Source organism: Methanorbis furvi (assembly GCF_032714615.1).
In the GTDB taxonomy this organism is placed as follows: domain Archaea; phylum Halobacteriota; class Methanomicrobia; order Methanomicrobiales; family Methanocorpusculaceae; genus Methanocorpusculum; species Methanocorpusculum furvi.
The window spans coordinates 277,007-292,922 of the sequence record NZ_JAWDKA010000001.1 but is presented as its reverse complement, the minus strand read 5'-3'; the positions used below and the strand labels follow the sequence as shown (position 1 = coordinate 292,922).

At 44.4% G+C, this 15,916-nt stretch carries 16 protein-coding genes; 4 read left to right on the top strand and 12 right to left on the bottom strand.

Annotated elements, in window-relative coordinates; translation table 11 throughout:
* The first annotated feature begins 184 nt into the window (after positions 1–184).
* Positions 185–784 (top strand): LytS/YhcK type 5TM receptor domain-containing protein, encoded by a 600-nt coding sequence (locus McpAg1_RS01455; protein ID WP_338093508.1) that lies wholly within the window; start codon positions 185–187, stop codon positions 782–784.
* Between the two features lie 269 nt (positions 785–1,053).
* Positions 1,054–2,349, top strand: coding sequence for a uracil-xanthine permease family protein (locus McpAg1_RS01450; RefSeq protein ID WP_338093507.1), 1,296 nt, complete (start codon positions 1,054–1,056; stop codon positions 2,347–2,349).
* A 641-nt stretch (positions 2,350–2,990) separates the two neighbouring features.
* On the opposite strand, the gene McpAg1_RS01445 is transcribed toward McpAg1_RS01450, so the two are convergent.
* The 11 genes from McpAg1_RS01445 to McpAg1_RS01395 all read right to left on the bottom strand — a co-directional run bounded on the left by McpAg1_RS01445 (position 2,991) and on the right by McpAg1_RS01395 (position 12,132).
* Entirely contained in the window at positions 2,991–3,785 is a 795-nt protein-coding gene (locus tag McpAg1_RS01445) for a winged helix-turn-helix transcriptional regulator (protein WP_338093506.1), read from the bottom strand.
* Positions 3,786–3,826: 41 nt separating this feature from the next.
* Entirely contained in the window at positions 3,827–4,285 is a 459-nt protein-coding gene (locus McpAg1_RS01440) for a hypothetical protein (RefSeq protein WP_338093505.1), read from the bottom strand.
* 182 nt (positions 4,286–4,467) lie between these two features.
* Complete coding sequence (locus McpAg1_RS01435) at positions 4,468–5,808, bottom strand: chymotrypsin family serine protease (RefSeq protein WP_338093504.1); 1,341 nt, start codon at positions 5,806–5,808, stop codon at positions 4,468–4,470.
* 302 nt (positions 5,809–6,110) lie between these two features.
* A complete protein-coding gene (locus McpAg1_RS01430) occupies positions 6,111–7,472 on the bottom strand; it encodes a hypothetical protein (protein ID WP_338093503.1) in 1,362 nt (453 codons plus the stop codon).
* A 205-nt stretch (positions 7,473–7,677) separates the two neighbouring features.
* Entirely contained in the window at positions 7,678–8,700 is a 1,023-nt protein-coding gene (locus McpAg1_RS01425) for a pentapeptide repeat-containing protein (RefSeq protein WP_338093502.1), read from the bottom strand.
* Entirely contained in the window at positions 8,697–9,146 is a 450-nt protein-coding gene (locus McpAg1_RS01420; RefSeq protein WP_338093501.1) for a hypothetical protein, read from the bottom strand. Before McpAg1_RS01420 ends, McpAg1_RS01425 begins: the two co-directional genes overlap by 4 nt.
* A gap of 200 nt (positions 9,147–9,346) precedes the next feature.
* Complete coding sequence (locus McpAg1_RS01415) at positions 9,347–9,499, bottom strand: hypothetical protein (protein WP_338093500.1); 153 nt, start codon at positions 9,497–9,499, stop codon at positions 9,347–9,349.
* A gap of 488 nt (positions 9,500–9,987) precedes the next feature.
* Entirely contained in the window at positions 9,988–10,608 is a 621-nt protein-coding gene (locus tag McpAg1_RS01410) for a flavodoxin family protein (protein ID WP_338093499.1), read from the bottom strand.
* Entirely contained in the window at positions 10,605–11,159 is a 555-nt protein-coding gene (locus McpAg1_RS01405) for a flavodoxin family protein (protein WP_338093498.1), read from the bottom strand. Before McpAg1_RS01405 ends, McpAg1_RS01410 begins: the two co-directional genes overlap by 4 nt.
* A gap of 40 nt (positions 11,160–11,199) precedes the next feature.
* Positions 11,200–11,388: a hypothetical protein gene (locus McpAg1_RS01400; RefSeq protein ID WP_338093497.1), complete on the bottom strand. Its 189-nt coding sequence runs from the start codon at positions 11,386–11,388 to the stop codon at positions 11,200–11,202.
* A gap of 45 nt (positions 11,389–11,433) precedes the next feature.
* Complete coding sequence (locus tag McpAg1_RS01395; protein ID WP_476738683.1) at positions 11,434–12,132, bottom strand: peroxiredoxin; 699 nt, start codon at positions 12,130–12,132, stop codon at positions 11,434–11,436.
* Between the two features lie 521 nt (positions 12,133–12,653).
* Between McpAg1_RS01395 and putP the strand changes: the two genes are divergently transcribed.
* Complete coding sequence (gene putP / locus McpAg1_RS01390; RefSeq protein WP_338093496.1) at positions 12,654–14,225, top strand: sodium/proline symporter PutP; 1,572 nt, start codon at positions 12,654–12,656, stop codon at positions 14,223–14,225.
* Between the two features lie 313 nt (positions 14,226–14,538).
* Entirely contained in the window at positions 14,539–15,003 is a 465-nt protein-coding gene (locus McpAg1_RS01385) for a winged helix-turn-helix transcriptional regulator (RefSeq protein ID WP_338093495.1), read from the top strand.
* Positions 15,004–15,015: 12 nt separating this feature from the next.
* On the opposite strand, the gene McpAg1_RS01380 is transcribed toward McpAg1_RS01385, so the two are convergent.
* Positions 15,016–15,846 carry a hypothetical protein gene (locus McpAg1_RS01380; RefSeq protein ID WP_338093494.1) on the bottom strand — a complete coding sequence of 277 codons (831 nt, stop codon included), beginning with the start codon at positions 15,844–15,846 and terminating at the stop codon, positions 15,016–15,018.
* Positions 15,847–15,916: the final 70 nt, after the last annotated feature.

Genomic DNA, 15,916 nt, shown 5'->3' with positions numbered 1-15,916 from the left:
GCAGAACAAAAAGATGAAATTTTCAGCAAATTACCAGAGATCTCAACCCCTCAATGCCCCCACATGGCAGAGATAGAAAGTTGACGCGATAGTGTATCTCTAATGCATGAAAACTGAAAAATTTTACCTCATATTCACGCATAATTTATTAGGGAATTAGCGAAAATACCCTATCTGAGTACATATGGACATAGTGATTCTTGCCTGTTTTTTAATCATAAACCTCGGTCTTGCGGCATTGTCCGGTTACTACCTTGGGAAGACAAAACTGTTGGATATCGAAGGGGGAAAACTCACCGGATGGGCCCGCAACCTCTGCGGAATTGTAATCTTCGGCGTTATCTCGATCATCGGAACCCTGTCCGCAATCGATGTAAACGGCACGATTCTCAACAACCGTGACAGTGGACCGGTTTCCGGCGGTCTCTACTTCGGACCGGTAATTGGTATCGGGGCAGCAGCAATGAGTGCACTCTTCCGCGTAACGCAAGGCGGCGTTACGATGATCCCCTGCAGTCTTGGAACATTTTTTGCCGGATGTATTGCCGCGGCCGCAGGTTACTACTTCCGTGACCGCCCGTCCATCTGGCTCGCCGCAGTTATCGGTGTGATTGTTGTTCTGGTACACTCGATTCTCGTGATCTTCCTGAGCGAGGGAGGCATTGAAGCAGGATGGCACATCGTCATGCAGACGCCGGCAGCCGCAGGATACGGAATCACTGTGATCATCTCGATTATTCTTTTCTCGTGGACCTACAAAATCGCGAGAGAGAAAACAGAATAATTTTTTCTTTTTTCGATCTCGTTTCAAAGATTGGTCTGCTCCGCCCACGGAAAAACGGAGCACACTGAATATCTTTGAAAAACATCACGGAGCAGACGTGAACAGCACGGAACTCATATTCAACGTGATATTTCCGTGGTGTTCACGTCTGCTCCGTGATGTTTTTTTCCGTGAAATTTTCTGTGCGTTCCGTTTTTCCGTGGGCGGAGCAAATCAAAACCAAAGCCCCCCACACCTTATACCATTCAAGCACAAAGAGATCATAACGAATGTCCTTTCGCTACAACGTCAATGACAAAGTCCCCGCAAAAGAGATGGCAACGTCCGGCCTCATGTGGACAATTTGCTCCGCAGCATTTGTCATCATCTTTGCAAACGTTGTAGCAGGACTCTATCAGGCAAGCCCTGCGGAGACCGTCTGGTACGCCCAGAAACTTTTAGTGATCACCGGAGCTGCCGTAATTTTGCAGGTGATGTTCGGCCACAAACTGCCGGTGGTGTTCGGGCCGTCCGCAATTCTTCTGACCGCCGCAGTTGCTTCGACCGACTTTGCGCCCGCGGCATTTTCGACAGCCCTTGTTCTCTGCGGTGTTCTCGGTATTGTGATTGCGCAGACAGGCCTGCTTGGTCTGCTTGCAAAATTGTTCACGCCCAGAGTAATCGGGACAGTGCTGACGCTGATTCCCCTCACGCTCGTGCCGACATTTGTGAGCCTTATCGCAAACCCGAGTCAGCCGGGGAGCCTGGCCGGAAAAGTCATCTTCGCATTTGTTCTGCTGATTGTAATCTTTGCAGCAAATCATCGGCTGAGAGGATTCTGGCGGGCGACGCTGATGCTGTGGATGCTCATCTTTGGAACAGTTGCGGCTCTCGTCTGTTTCCCGGGAACGATGCTTTCCTTTGGAGCGGAAGGGGCTGTTCCCCTGACCGAGGGGCTGCTGCTTTCGCCGCTTGTTGCTCCGGGCGTGATTCTCTCGGTATTCATCTGTTATGTGGCGTTGATTGTGAATGATGTCGGAAGTATCCGCGGCGTTGCGGCGGTGGCAAAGTCGCCGGCGTCGGAGATAAAAGGGCAGCTTCGCCGCGGAATTACGATCACCGGCATTGCAAATATTTTGTCGGGCGGGGCAGGGGTAATCGGCGGAGTAAACTACTCCATCTCGACAGGAATGATTCAGGATACGAAGAATGCGAGCCGGTATCCTCTGCTGATCGCAGGAGTCGTGATGATCATCTGTGCCGCAATTCCGCAGGTGATTGCGTTGATTTCTTCGATTCCAACCGTTGTCACCGGCTGTCTTCTGATCTTTATTATGACGAGTCAGCTCTCTGCGGCTCTGGGTATTCTGATCGATCATGCAGAGTCAGCGCCGTTCACATTTGACAACGGGGTCGTGATCGGATTTGCGGTAATTATTGCGGCGACGTTTTCGTTTCTGCCGGAAGCAGCGGTCGCGGCAATTCCTGCGGTTGTCCGGCCGGTGCTTGCGAACGGATTTGTTGCGGGAACTATTGCGGTGATGGTGCTTGAGCATGTGGTGTTTCGGGAGAAAAAGCGTCGATAGAAACTACACCGGCATGGAAAAAATATTTTCAGATAGGAGTTACGCGGTGTGGTGCCAAAAAAAAATTGAATCTGTTTTTTTTGAAAATTGTAAGCGAGTAACTAATGAACGTGGTCTCATGTGAAATAACCGCCACGGATTCACACAGATTTCGAATTTGCCAATCGCTGTTATCTTGCGTTCGGTCGGGACTCCGGCTAATCGCCTGCGTCCTTTTCGCCCTCACTGGATAACAGCTGGCAAATTTCTTCGGTTTTTTGTTGAGTGGTGAATATAATTTATCTCATCCCCTCCCCTCCCATTTTTCAGAAAACACCATCTATACGAATATGTAATTGATTTTTTCCTTCCAGACAAAGCCGCATTTACCACTCCAACAAAAAACCGATAAAATTTGCCAGTTGTTATCCAGTGAGGGCGAAAAGGACGGAGGCGATTAGCCGGAGTCCCGCCCGAACGCAAGATAACAGCGATTGGCAAATTTGGAATCTGCGTGAATCTGCGGTTGGTTTTTCTCATCATACCCATCCACCACTAACCCAGTCAACATTTTTCAGAAAAAAAAACGGATAAGTTTTCCTTGACATCATACCGCGTAACTCCTATTCAGAGAAATTTTTCAATGCCGAAGAATTTTCTTATCACGACGATTGAGTTTTTGCAGAATCAGATTTTTCATGTTCGCCAGAAAATCCGTACTGATCCGCGTACTTCTGAGAAGCAGTGTACTGCGTCAGGTTTCGATCTTTTTCCATGCAGATCACCTGATATTTTTCAAGACGGGATAGATGCCACCTCAGAGTGCTTGTTGGAAGTCCGGTACGTTCGCCAATCTGCTTTTGCGAGATGCCGGGATTTTTGGCAATGACGGTAAAAATTTTCAGCGGCTTTTCATGAGTGAGAAGTACCAGACCAAGATCCTTTTCATCATATTTGGTTCCGGCAGGAACATAGGTCACCGCCTCCTCTCCGTCAATTTTTCGGATTTTCTTCTTCCGAATAAGACGTATCAGATTGTACGAAACAGAGCCGCGGGAAAAACCGGTACCAGTGATGATGTCAGACTGCCGGCATCCGTGATGCTCGGTGATGAAGGCAAGTATCTGCATCGGGCGGGAGGCCGGGTCTTCGGAAAGTTTTCTGCGGGTAAAGAGAAATGCAGCAAAACCTCCGGTAAAAACTGCAAGGGCAAGGGCAATGCCTTCTGCTGCCCATACCGGGATATCATGGATGTTGAAAAGATCCAGAAAGAGGGCGACGAAGGCGGGTTTGGAGAAGTCAAAGCCGGTGACTTCGATAATAGGATTTTCATCATCCATTCCATCTGAGATGAGATCAGGATCTCCTGGGGAGACGGTGATGCCGGAGAGGGGAAAATATACGACTCCTTCCTGAGCAGCTGTTACCGAGCTGACGCTTATACAAACAAACAGCAAGGCAAGGCAAACAATTCTCAGGAAAGATTTACGGGAGGACATTAACGACTGTTAATAATTATGTTGAATGGCTGAGAACCTGATACTTTTGTTCCAACTACCTCACTGCGCCAGTACCCACTTTCAAGAGGAGATGACGAGGTAATTGCTATCGGAATGATTCCGTTTTTGACGGATGATTCATAGGTATCAGTGTATTCTCCCACAAGAAAACCCTTTGGAGTGAAGAGTCTGAGAGTCAGTGAGTTGTAATTCGGTAATAAATCCCAAGATACTTTGATGTCCAGTTGTTTGCATCCGGAGGACACATAGTAATCAAATTTCTCCACCCCGTTTTGCACAACAGATGAGGACTGGGAAGAACGAAGTTCTGAAACAGAACTATCGAACCACGGCATTATCTGATATTCAGATACAGTTAGATCATCTACAGCTGCGACCGGAATGGAACATAATGCTAGTAAAAGAAATATTCCAAAAACCGCGTAAATCCATTTCATAATGTGTGATAAAATGGATCATCGTAATATATGAAATGTGTGAGCATACTCTAGAATAACACTCATCATGTATGTGTGTATCAGTAGCTGCGAATTATGACAAACAAACGAAAATTACACGAAAAAATGAGGAAGAGGATTGACTCTATCCAAGAAATTACACCCACATATAATTGGGGAAATCAAACAGTAATAGGAGTGACCTGAAGTTTATCGAGAATAGGTTGCAAGGGCTGAACAATAATTCTCTGACCACCACCATCGGTAAACGTACCGGAAACAGTACCGATCAATTTGTGTTTGTTTCCAAAAATTGATTCATCGTAGGTCTGATATACAGGAGATCCACTATCACCGCTTTGGAGGGTGCCAGTCAAAATAATTGCGTTCTGAATAGAGACATAACCACGATCTGAATCAGCTTGATCACAATTGTTGGTAATAGGAAATGCAGTAGTTTCGACTCTAGCATATGATGCATCCATATTACCACAGACATAACCACTGATTCTTACGTTCTTGTTGACATCTATGGGTCCGTAACTATTGACGTTTATTCCCTCAGCAAATGAATACCCACCGTTGATTTTACCTTCGCTGGTGACACCACTGCTACATTTAATCCAAGCCGCATCCACTGTGGCTAATGAACGTGAAGTGACCGTACCGATGAAGTTGTTTTCTGTTGACCGATAAGGCTGATAAATTCTCGCTCCAACAGGATTAATGTGTCCACAGGTTACGATACCATAATTTCCGGATCTGTCCTTTGCAGAAAAACCAATAGTGCTGGAACCATATTGATTTTCTGCGTAAATACCACCCCAAAGGGGTCTTATCCGATCCAGTTTACTTCTTAATTCTGCATTTTGTTCCAAAACTAAAGCACTACTTGGGACGGAAGAAATCATGTCAGGCGTAATAATTGTAGCTTCAAGAAAAATCACAGGAATACCCATATTATATCCATTCATTGAAGCTGTTTTCTGAATAAGATTGTAGATATTTACCATGTCATTTTGTGAATAGGGAGACAATGTATCAACACGAACTTCGAGGTATCCAGAGCTACTCATTCCATAACTCCAGAATGTGGTGTCGGTCATATCAAGAAGCTCGCCAAGAGTGATGTCACCAGTTACATAATTATTATTTTGATCATAATACTGGAGGTTGGAAAGAACGAGATTTTTGTACTCATCTGAATACCCCGATAATCGATTTCTGTTTGATCCTGTAAGAAGTAAGCCATCATTCAGAAATTTCATAGAAGGATCATAAAAAAATGTCTGAACAGTTACCCAGTTAGGAGAAAGAACCGGTACTTCATCACCTGAATCGATTTTTACCAGATCGTTATATGCATTTGAACGATCTATTGCTTCCTGGGAGGGAAGCTGCTGTACCATCTGCTGTTCATCAATGCTAAGATCACTTGGGGCCGCAATCACTGCCGAGACCATGCAAGTCAATGCAAAGATGCAAAACAGCATCAACAAAAAATTCTTCTGAAATTTTTTCATAACAAAGTCATCTCATTTTTTTCTTTCATTATTCATACTTCACCTATAAACACGACATCACAAAAATGCAAACATCGTATTATTGGGAGAAATGGACAGCTATTCATCTATTTCACACAAAATGTATCATAAATGAACAGGAGTTTGATTTTCATCAATCTCCACCACCCAATTCATTGTGATGACTGTTGTTTTACCATTCAGTCATACATATTTCTATTGTTAAAAAAAGAAGCATAAAGATAGTGAGCACACTCTAGAATTTCAAAAAATGATGGTTAGTAATTGAGTAAGAAAAAAATTTACCACCATTCTCCCAACCACTCTAAAATTCTTTCCCAGATACTCTTTTCCACATGTGCCATATCAGACGACTCGACCGGAACGATCCAGATATCATACTCCGGCGCTTCAAGGAAAATGATTGGAATCGCGGTATCATACCCGTTCAGAAATGCAACCTTCTGAATAACATTATAGATGTTCAGCAGATCCTTTTCTGAGTAATTGGATGAAGAGGCAATTAAGACCTCCAGATATCCTGAGTTACTGATTCTGTATCCACGATACTGTAGATCGGTATCATTGAGAAGTTCTCCAAGCGTTACATCGCTGATAACGAACGTGCCGCATCGATCATAATGTGGAAAGTCGGAGAGGACAAACTCCCTGCTCTCTTTCGGAAGCTCAGAATCAACGTTCGCATACAGGCCGTCCTTCAGAAACGAGACCGCAGGATCAAAATAAAACATCGTGACCGTTGTCCAGTCAGGAGAGAGCTGCGGAACCTCAGGTCCGGCATCAATTTTTATGCGATCATTGTTCGCATTCGCCAAATCAATTGACGAGCGGGAGGGAATCTGTTGTGCCATCTCCAGCGTGTCGGCATTCACTCGGTCAGCAGGATTTTTTGGAAATGTCACAATCTCAGATTCAGCCCTGATCGTTGAAAAAGCATCATCGATATCCATAAACTGAACCGGCAGCACGCCAAACTCATCATACCCGTTCTGCGACGCAATTTTTTGCAGATACCGTTTCATATTGATCAGATCACAAGTCCGGTAAAAATTTCCCGTATCATCGATTGCTGCATGCCGGACAAACACATCCAGATTTCCGGATCCGCTCAGACCAACGCAGCGAAATGTTGTTTCCATTGTCTCAAACAGCTCGCCAGCGGTGATGTTGGTTACAATCTCCGTTTCGTTTGGATAACAGAACAGAAAATCCGTCAGCATATAATCCCTCACTGCATCTGAGAGATTCTCAAATCCTGACGCATCGCGGCCAACATGGGATATTGATTCGCGTTCCTGATTTTTTGGCCTGACAGAGTCGCGGCTGATGCCGGTGTGATCAATGGACAACAGAAACTCATCCAGTACCGGATCATGGTACAACATCTGAATCATCCGCCAGTTTGGTGGAGCTGAGTTCTCAATCTCATTCACAAAAATAATGTAGGGGGCATCATTTTCCTGATACTCTTTCAGCAGAGCAGGATTGGGAAACGGTTCCCCGAAAGCCGGAGAGTATTTTTCAATGAGTGCTCTGTCCTCAGAGGAAATATCGCTCGGGGCAGCGGACACCGAAAGGGAAAAACAACTGAGCATCGTTATGCAGAGAAGCATCAGCAAAAAATATCTCTGAAATTTTTTCATATGATTTCATCTGTATGCGTGAAGCTCAGTATAAAGACAGTGATCAAACTCTGGTACTGCAAAAAATGAGCACAATTCGAAAAAAATAGTTTTGGATATACCATCCAAAAAATTAGAGATTGTGTAACTACTAATGACGTCATAACAAACCAATAAATACATAAAAGCATTATAAAAATCAAAAATTAATTAAATTGGAATATGATTATTTTTCGTAAAATTTCTTTCTCCAGTGTAACTTGTCAGGCCCAGTTGATTGAAATAATATCGACAGACGCGTGACCAAAGCGGCTAACAGTAGATAACCCAAGATCACGTGAAACATCACAGCGATATGTAATAATACGTTTGGTACAGGTGAGAGATCAATGGGAATTATGCCAAAAACAACTAAAAATGTTTGAGGTATTGCTGTGAAAAAAAAGGGAGATGCCACTTGAACGATTCCAAATGAGTGATATATCATGGAGAATACTATATTTACTAACACAAAAAAACCAATAATTCTAAGTGTACTCCCTCCATAATCTGAACATATCCAGAATAATTTTACAAGATTTTTATACATCAAGAACATAAATTTTGACACTTTTTCTGAAAAAGAATATTTTTCAGTTTCCTGAGGAACATCATTTCCCTCAATATTCTCATTATAAATATTGAATATTGTGTCCTGATACCAACTTTCCCAACTTTTTTTTCGAATTGCATATTGCAGGTATGGTAACATCTGAGTATCAATTCGTGCAGAATTTAGGCCGACACCAAGAAAACTCGTGGAATTACTAATATCACAACTAAATATAAGCGTACCACCATCAACAACTGAGAAGTCAAAGGACGTACTGCTTAGATTGCTAGACCAAATTTTAGTCCCAGTCAACACTGTTTTTTCAAAATGTGAATGAGAGAGATTTACTGATTTAAATATACAATTTGATAAATTTGCCCATGTAAAATTTGCACCAGTAAGATCTGCACCAGTAAAATCAGCACTGATCAAAGTAGACCCAACAAAATTTGAATATCGCAAATCCGCATCTTTCAAATCTAATCCTACTAATTTTTTACTTTTTTCGTCTTCGTATGGAGGAAAAGATGCACTCCTAACGTACGCACCAGCTAATTCTACAACGGATCTTCCTTTTTTTCGCTCTTCCTGTCTCCATTCATTCCATTCTTTTGTATTTTTTGTTTGCATGAGTTTGGCATAATGTAAAGGATTCATTTTTCCTCCAAATTGTTAAGAGGCAAAAACATTCCCTGAAGATGGCGAGGTATGAGAGGATCATTCAACATCTCATCAACATATCCAAAGACGATACCCTTCAAAACTCCATCAATATCTCCGCTAACAGTCTTGAATTCTACCATTACACATTTTACGTCATATGTTTTTGTTGACATGAGCAATTCGCCGATAAATCCAGCAAACATTTGAACGTTTTTTGGATTGGATGTGTTTAAATAACTATAAATATCACTATGCCTTTTACGATTGAATTTACCACTATTCTCAGAATAACCTAATCGATTGTAAAATTCGTCAGAAATTACAAATGAATCCTTATTAAATATTTCAGGATTTGATGCGTCGGTAACATATTCCCAATCCCATCTATCTCCAATTTGGGCGATAGGAGTTTTTTTCAATTTCTGTACGTCTGAACGCATTTTTATTGAGAGATTTCGATAATACAGAGATATAATTACCAAAACAAAAATCCCAATACACAAAGCCAAGAGAGAAATGAACCATACGATCTCCATAGTTTAATTAAGGTTTTAAAATATTATATAATTTATGAATGGAATGTGCACCTACCAGTATCTCAGCACTTCCTACAGGCAATACATTCGGCAATAAATTTTTTTCAAGATATTTTTTCAAGATACAAAATCTCAGTCTCGACATCATGGCGGTTCAATGCGACTACAACCTCAAACAACACCAGAACCTCAGAGTACTCCTTTCTTCTGTACGGATTAACTGCCAGATCATACTTATTTCGGAGATCACAAAACACCTTTGTCGCCGTCGAAAAATTCGATTCTGCCGAACAGCAAGGATTGCATATGCTCTTTCGTTCGTCATATTTTTAGCCATATTATGACCTCCACAGTGAAAAATTTCAGAAATCTTTCCTTAGAAGATATCAGATCTTCTCATCAGAACTCGAAATATTCTCGCAGTAAGGAATACCCTACGCCATTTCCAGGGTATCAGCACTCAGTCGGTCAGCAGGATTTTTTGGAGAGACTCTCAGGTAGTCAGATGATGTTCTTTCAATAAACTCACGATCCTCAGGCGAAATATCGTTCGGGGCAGCAGAAACCGAAAAGGCAAAACAACTGAGCATCGTTATGCAGAGAAGCATCAGCAAAAAATATCTCTGAAATTTTTTCATATGATTTCATCTGTATGCGTGAAGCTCAGCATAAAGACAGTGATCAAACTCTGGTACTGCAAAAAAATTTTTGAAAAAAATCAGCGGAAAAAATCCGCCGGAAAAATTCACTCAATAAAATTCGTCATAAGATGCTCCTCGTACACAGGCCCCGGAACGCCCGCCTTTCTTCCAGCCTCAATGCACCGCAGAAGCCACGCCATATTTTCCGCAAGCGTTCGCATCGTCTGAAGACCCTCCGCATCCTTTCGCACATCCTCAGGCGTAAACCCGTGAACCTGATTCCAGTACTGCGAAGAAACAATCGGCATATTACTGATCGTAAAATACTTGTTCAGCCGATCAAACGCAGCAGACGCACCGCCTCTCCGGCAGGACACAACCGATGCACCAAGCTTTCCTGCCATTTTACCGCCGCTTGAAAAAAACAACCGGTCCAAAAACGCAGTCAGCTGACCCGAAGGACCCGCATAATACACTGGTGATCCAAAAACAATCGCATCAAACTCATCAAGGCGGGCCGCAACCTCATTCACCTGATCCTTAAAAGCGCACTTCCCTGTCTCCCGGCACTTCATGCAGGCAATACAACCCGCAATCGGTTTCTTCCCAAGATACAAAATCTCAGTTGCGACATCATGACGATTCAGGCTTGCTGCAACCTCGGACAACGCCGTAAACGTACAGCCCTCCTTATTCGGACTCCCGTTGATCAACAAAACCTTCATACAACTGACCTCCCGAGTGCCTCAGCCTCAAGAAGAATTGGCTTGCCGGAAATATCCCCGACCTCCATCAGCCCTCCCGCAAGAATCATTCCTACATCCTTCCATCCAAGATTCTCCGCAAGCGTCTGATAATAACTCACCACCGGAGCAAAATTTTTCTCAGAATCCTCCTCGGCAGGCATCAGAAGAATACACTCCTTTCCACTCGAGCTTTGAAGATCGCTCTCCATCACCGCAAACAGCCGATCAACACATGCCTTCAGCTGCGCAGTAAAACTCCAGAAGTACATCGGAGATGCAAACACCACGACCTCCGCCTCCTTAAAAATTGGATAAATCTCATCCATCGCATCCTTCTGAACGCACGGACTTTTTGGATCCTTTCCGCCGGACAGACATCCAAGACACGGATGAATATCCATCTTCTCCAGATCAAACCGCGTAACAGAATTTCCAGAAGAGACTGCTCCCTTCACAAACGAATCAATCAGCACCGCAGTATTGCCTTTCGGCCGGGGGCTGCCGTTGAGAATCAGAATTTTCTTGCTCATACTAAAACACCTAATATAAAATATAAAAATTTCACCGCACTCAGAACTGGTGCTGCAAAAATTCAAACGCCGCCAGAACTTCTGCGTACTCCTTTCTTCTGTACGGATTTACTGATGGATCATACTTATCGCGGAGATCGCGAAACGCTTTTGCTGTCGTCGAAAAATCCGAGCCTGCCGGAACACCAAGGATTGCATATGCCCGTTCCGTCGTCATATCATCGGCCATGCTATAACCTCCGCAGTAAAAGAAGAAAAATTTTCGGGAAGGATTTCAAAGATCCTTCATCAGAAGATACCAGGTCTTCTTGTCAGGACTCGAAATCTTCTCACGTTCCTCCATCTCGGCCTGAGTTCTTGGCGCAGGAACAATAACCTTGTCTCCCGGCTGCCAGTTCGCGGGCGTTGCCACATGGAACTTATCATTCACCTGCAGAGAATCGATCACCCGCAGAACTTCAGGAATATATCGTCCGGTCGTCAGCGGATAATAGATCATCGCACGAAGAATGCCTTTCGGATCAATGAAGAACACCGCACGGCATGCGGCAGTCGTACTCATTGCCGGCTGGATCATGCCGTAAAGGGAGGCAACTCTTGTATCCAGATCGGCAATGACCGGGAAGGGAATTGCAACGCCGAGTTTTTCTTTGATGTCTTTGATCCAGGCAAGATGCGAGGACGAACTGTCAACCGAAAGACCGATCAGGGCAACGTTTCTCTTCTCAAACTCCGGGTATGCCTTGGCAAACGCTGCGAACTCGGTCGTGCAGACAGGAGTAAAGTCTGCCGGATGGGAAAACAGCACGACCCATTTCTTGTCTTTGTAATCAGAAAGTTTGATCTGACCTTGTGTGGTTTCTGCGATAAATTCGGGGGCTGGTTCGCCGAGACGGGGCATCTCGTGGAAGTATTCAATGCAGTCGCACTCATCGTCGAATGGGTCGCATGTACAAGTTTGGTCTTCGCACATTTTTTTCACCTGATCTGTCTTTTGCACGTGTGAGTGAATAAGGGTTCAGTTGTCGGCAAAAGATCAGGTTTGATTTGGAAAAACTTTATTCGGATTTTGTGTTTTTATTTGGTGAGCCGCCCACGGAAAATCTGAAAACACGGAGCTTCACGGAAAAAAAGATCACGGAGCAGACGTGAACACCACGGAATTCTAAATAGAAGTTCCGTGTTTAAAATAATCACAATGAAATTGTGTTGAAAAATCATTCTTGGCAGTCTCACTACTTCACAGAATTACACCGCGTAACTCCTATTCTATCTAAAATAATTCACTTCCGTGGTGTTCACGTCTGCTCCGTGATGTTTTTCTGTTGTCTTCAGTGTGTTCCGCTTTTCCGTGGGCGACAAAATCATCCACACGCCTAAGAGCACATAAATATCATGTTGACAAACTAAGTAAGTTGCAGTAAGTTCACGTATTTGTACCCGAAAGCCCGGTGTGGGGCCGAAGGATAAATACCACTGCCGGGGGAATATTTTGTGTTAGATTGGAACTTAATTGGCATCGGAGCGGCATTTATTATTTACTTCGCCGCAATGATCTACATCGGGTTCTTCTATTTTAAGAAGACCAAAACCACAAGTGACTACGTTCTCGGAGGACGCAAGCTGCACCCGTTTGTTGCAGCAATGTCTGCCGAAGCATCAGATATGAGCGGATGGCTCCTGCTTGGTCTGCCGGGTCTTGCCTATGCAACCGGTATGTCTGCTGCGGGCTGGACTGCGATCGGTCTTGCGATCGGAACGTATCTGAACTGGAAATTCATTGCAAAACGCCTGAGAATCTACACCCACAAGGCAAAGGATTCTCTGACCATTCCCGAGTTCATCACGAACCGTTTCAATGAGAAGAGAGGATTCATCACTGCAATTGCATCTGTTTTCATTCTGATCTTCTTCATCGTCTACACCTCTGCCCAGTTCAAGGCAGGAGGAGTTCTGTTCAGCTCCCTGATGACGATCTACGGCGTTGATTTAAGCTCGATCGGTATCACGGATGTATCCTCGCTGTATATTGCGGGTGTGCTTGTCTGTGCACTGATTGTGGTCTGCTATACCTTCACCGGAGGATTCAAGGCAGTGTGTATCACTGATACGATCCAGGGTCTTTTGATGCTGTTTGCTCTGATTCTGGTTCCGATCGTTGCCTGCATTATTCTGTTCGGCGACGGCATTACGTTTGCAACTGCAGGCATCAACCCTGAGATGTTTTCGCTGTTCCATCAATATGATGCGGCAAGCGGCGTCTTTGAGTTCGTGTCGGTGTTTACGATTGTGTCAGGACTCGCATGGGGATTCGGTTACTTTGGCCAGCCCCACATTCTGCCAAGATTTATGGCAATCGAGAATCCCGAAGAGGTGCCAAAGGCACGTATGGCTGCAATGGTCTGGGTCATTCTGTCTCTGTCTGCGGCAATCTTTGTTGGTCTGATCGGTCAGCTTATGTTCCCGGACCCAGCAGCTCTCGGCGGAAACCCTGAGCAGGTGTTTATCCAGATGACAGGAACAGTGTTTGGTGCTCTGCCGTTTATTGCAGGTATCATCTACTGTGGTATCCTCGGGGCAGTGATGAGTACTGCTTCGTCCCAGCTTCTTGTTGCATCCTCTTCGATCTCGCAGGACATCTACAAGAATCTGATCAACAAGTCTGCACCCGACAAGAGACTTCTGATGATCTCTCGTGTGACGGTGCTGGCAGTTTCTGCAATTGCAATCATCCTTGCCTTAAATCAGGCAAGTACGGTGTTCAATATTGTGGCAAATGCCTGGGCAGGTTTCGGCTGTACGTTTGGTACGGTAATTCTGCTTGGACTGTTCTGGAAGAGAATGAACTGGCAGGGGGCACTTGCCGGTATCATTGTCGGAGGAGTGGTGTCTCTTGGCTGGGGTACGTATCTTGCAGGCCCGACCGGTCTGTATGAGATGGTGCCCGGAGTCATCGCGAGTCTGATTGCAATTTATGTGGTCTCAAAGCTTACGGCAGAGCCGGAGAAGGAGATCACGGATTTGTACGATGAGTACGTTGCAGAGATTGGCGACCGAAGTACCTAATTCGCGGAAGCATTTTTCCGCATTTCTTTTTTTTGTGCTGTCGTGAAAAATTTTAAAACGCGAATAGCGCGAATAAAAAAATCGCCAATGGCGATTTTTAAGAAAATGTTAAAGATTTTATTTTGAACAGATTTTATTCGTTCAGAAAAAAACACAAACATTTTTTTTGAAAAATCGCCATTGGCGATTTTTTATTCGCGCTATTCGTGCCATTCGCGTTTCAGAATCTCATCACGCCGGATTCGATAAAACGAGTGTTTGTCCACAGTACTCATATACTGTGAAGGATCAATGACAGAGGTACGCGAATAGTATGAGTGTTGATTCCCGGACAATAGATGAAACTGTGAGGATTGTTGCCTGCATCCGGGAAAATCCGGGGGTTTCATCAGAGGAGATAATGCATGAGACCGGCATCTCGCAGTTTTGGGCAAAACAGACACTCAGAAAACTAAAAAAACGGGCGGTGATTCTGGTAATCATGAGAGACGGGGTCTCTACCTACTGGGTGCGGCGGGAACCAAAATGTGCCGAGGAAAAAATATTACAGGAGATCATGGGCAGTGATGTTCTCCACCGGATATTTTCAGAAATTTTCCGGAACCAAAACATTTCAGCAGAAGAGATTACAAAAAGAGTTGGGCTGTCCGGAATGCGGGTCGGTTGGCATCTCTCAAGGCTGGAGATGTTTGGTGCAGTTGTTGAAGAAGAGACTTTGGGATTGAAAAAATATCGGACTGCGGATATGTTTAGAGAAGCGTACGAAATATATCAGTGAAAAAATATTTTTTCAGGAAAAAAATTCCATGAGAGCTGCGAGTGACTCATCGGTTGCGTCGTCATCAAGCGTGATGAACATTTTTTCCGAGAACGAACTCACGTGACCCTCGGGAGTGCACGTGAATCTGACGATGTGGGCGATCAGATCTTTTGGTTTTTTGTCGCGGTTCCATTCAAGAGAGATCTCTGCGTATGTAGTACTGTTGTCTGGGAGAATTTTTTCCGAGATGAAATTTTTGGTTGACCATACTCCTTCTTCGGTCCAGTTGGTAAAACCTGTGGCATGCTCTCGCAGGACCGGATGGGGAGTTGGAGGATTCACGCCGTCGTACTCAAAGACCATGACGATGCTGAGGTTCGTCGATGGTCTGCCAAAGAAAGCTCCTTTGTCAGAGGAGGACTCTTCTTTTGATGCAGTACGATGTTTTTCTCCATGAAGGGAGAAGAGATCATACACTGAACTTGTTTTTGCGGTGATGATTCCATCAGGCGAAAAAGTGATCTGGAGGCGACAGCCGTAGATGTCAATGCGGGTGCTGCCATCAGGGCTGGAGAGATTCGGATACCGGGCCTGATATGCTGAAATAATTTCTTCGTGAAGAGCAGGAATGGTTGTGTAAAGAGTATGGCCCAACTCTTTTTGAATAAAAGTGAGATTTTTGGATGACGGAATCTCGGATGGATCGAAGGTTGTTTTCAGCGGTAGTGCTGCGTGTTCGTCGTACAGGACATGATCGCTCTGATTGTACTGCGTTTCAATGACTGCGGCGGCTGCCGGAGACGCGGCGAGACAGAGTGAGAAAACCAGAAGGAGGCAGAGGCAAAAAGTTCGTGGCTGCATGTTTGAATAAACGTCAGCCGGATATTTATAGAGAGTGAGCAATTCTTCGGTTTGAAGAGTTGCTCAAATG

Bases quoted from the DNA above. Each gene is read 5' to 3' on its own strand.
- McpAg1_RS01455 (WP_338093508.1), top strand. From the start codon at position 185: ATGGACATAGTGATTCTTGCCTGTTTTTTAATCATAAACCTCGGTCTT.
- McpAg1_RS01450 (WP_338093507.1), top strand. From the start codon at position 1,054: ATGTCCTTTCGCTACAACGTCAATGACAAAGTCCCCGCAAAAGAGATG.
- McpAg1_RS01440 (WP_338093505.1), bottom strand. From the start codon at position 4,285: ATGAAATGGATTTACGCGGTTTTTGGAATATTTCTTTTACTAGCATTA.
- McpAg1_RS01435 (WP_338093504.1), bottom strand. From the start codon at position 5,808: ATGAAAAAATTTCAGAAGAATTTTTTGTTGATGCTGTTTTGCATCTTT.
- McpAg1_RS01430 (WP_338093503.1), bottom strand. From the start codon at position 7,472: ATGAAAAAATTTCAGAGATATTTTTTGCTGATGCTTCTCTGCATAACG.
- McpAg1_RS01425 (WP_338093502.1), bottom strand. From the start codon at position 8,700: ATGAATCCTTTACATTATGCCAAACTCATGCAAACAAAAAATACAAAA.
- McpAg1_RS01420 (WP_338093501.1), bottom strand. From the start codon at position 9,146: ATGCGTTCAGACGTACAGAAATTGAAAAAAACTCCTATCGCCCAAATT.
- McpAg1_RS01410 (WP_338093499.1), bottom strand. From the start codon at position 10,608: ATGAAGGTTTTGTTGATCAACGGGAGTCCGAATAAGGAGGGCTGTACG.
- McpAg1_RS01405 (WP_338093498.1), bottom strand. From the start codon at position 11,159: ATGAGCAAGAAAATTCTGATTCTCAACGGCAGCCCCCGGCCGAAAGGC.
- McpAg1_RS01400 (WP_338093497.1), bottom strand. From the start codon at position 11,388: ATGGCCGATGATATGACGACGGAACGGGCATATGCAATCCTTGGTGTT.
- McpAg1_RS01395 (WP_476738683.1), bottom strand. From the start codon at position 12,132: ATGTGCGAAGACCAAACTTGTACATGCGACCCATTCGACGATGAGTGC.
- McpAg1_RS01385 (WP_338093495.1), top strand. From the start codon at position 14,539: ATGAGTGTTGATTCCCGGACAATAGATGAAACTGTGAGGATTGTTGCC.
- McpAg1_RS01380 (WP_338093494.1), bottom strand. From the start codon at position 15,846: ATGCAGCCACGAACTTTTTGCCTCTGCCTCCTTCTGGTTTTCTCACTC.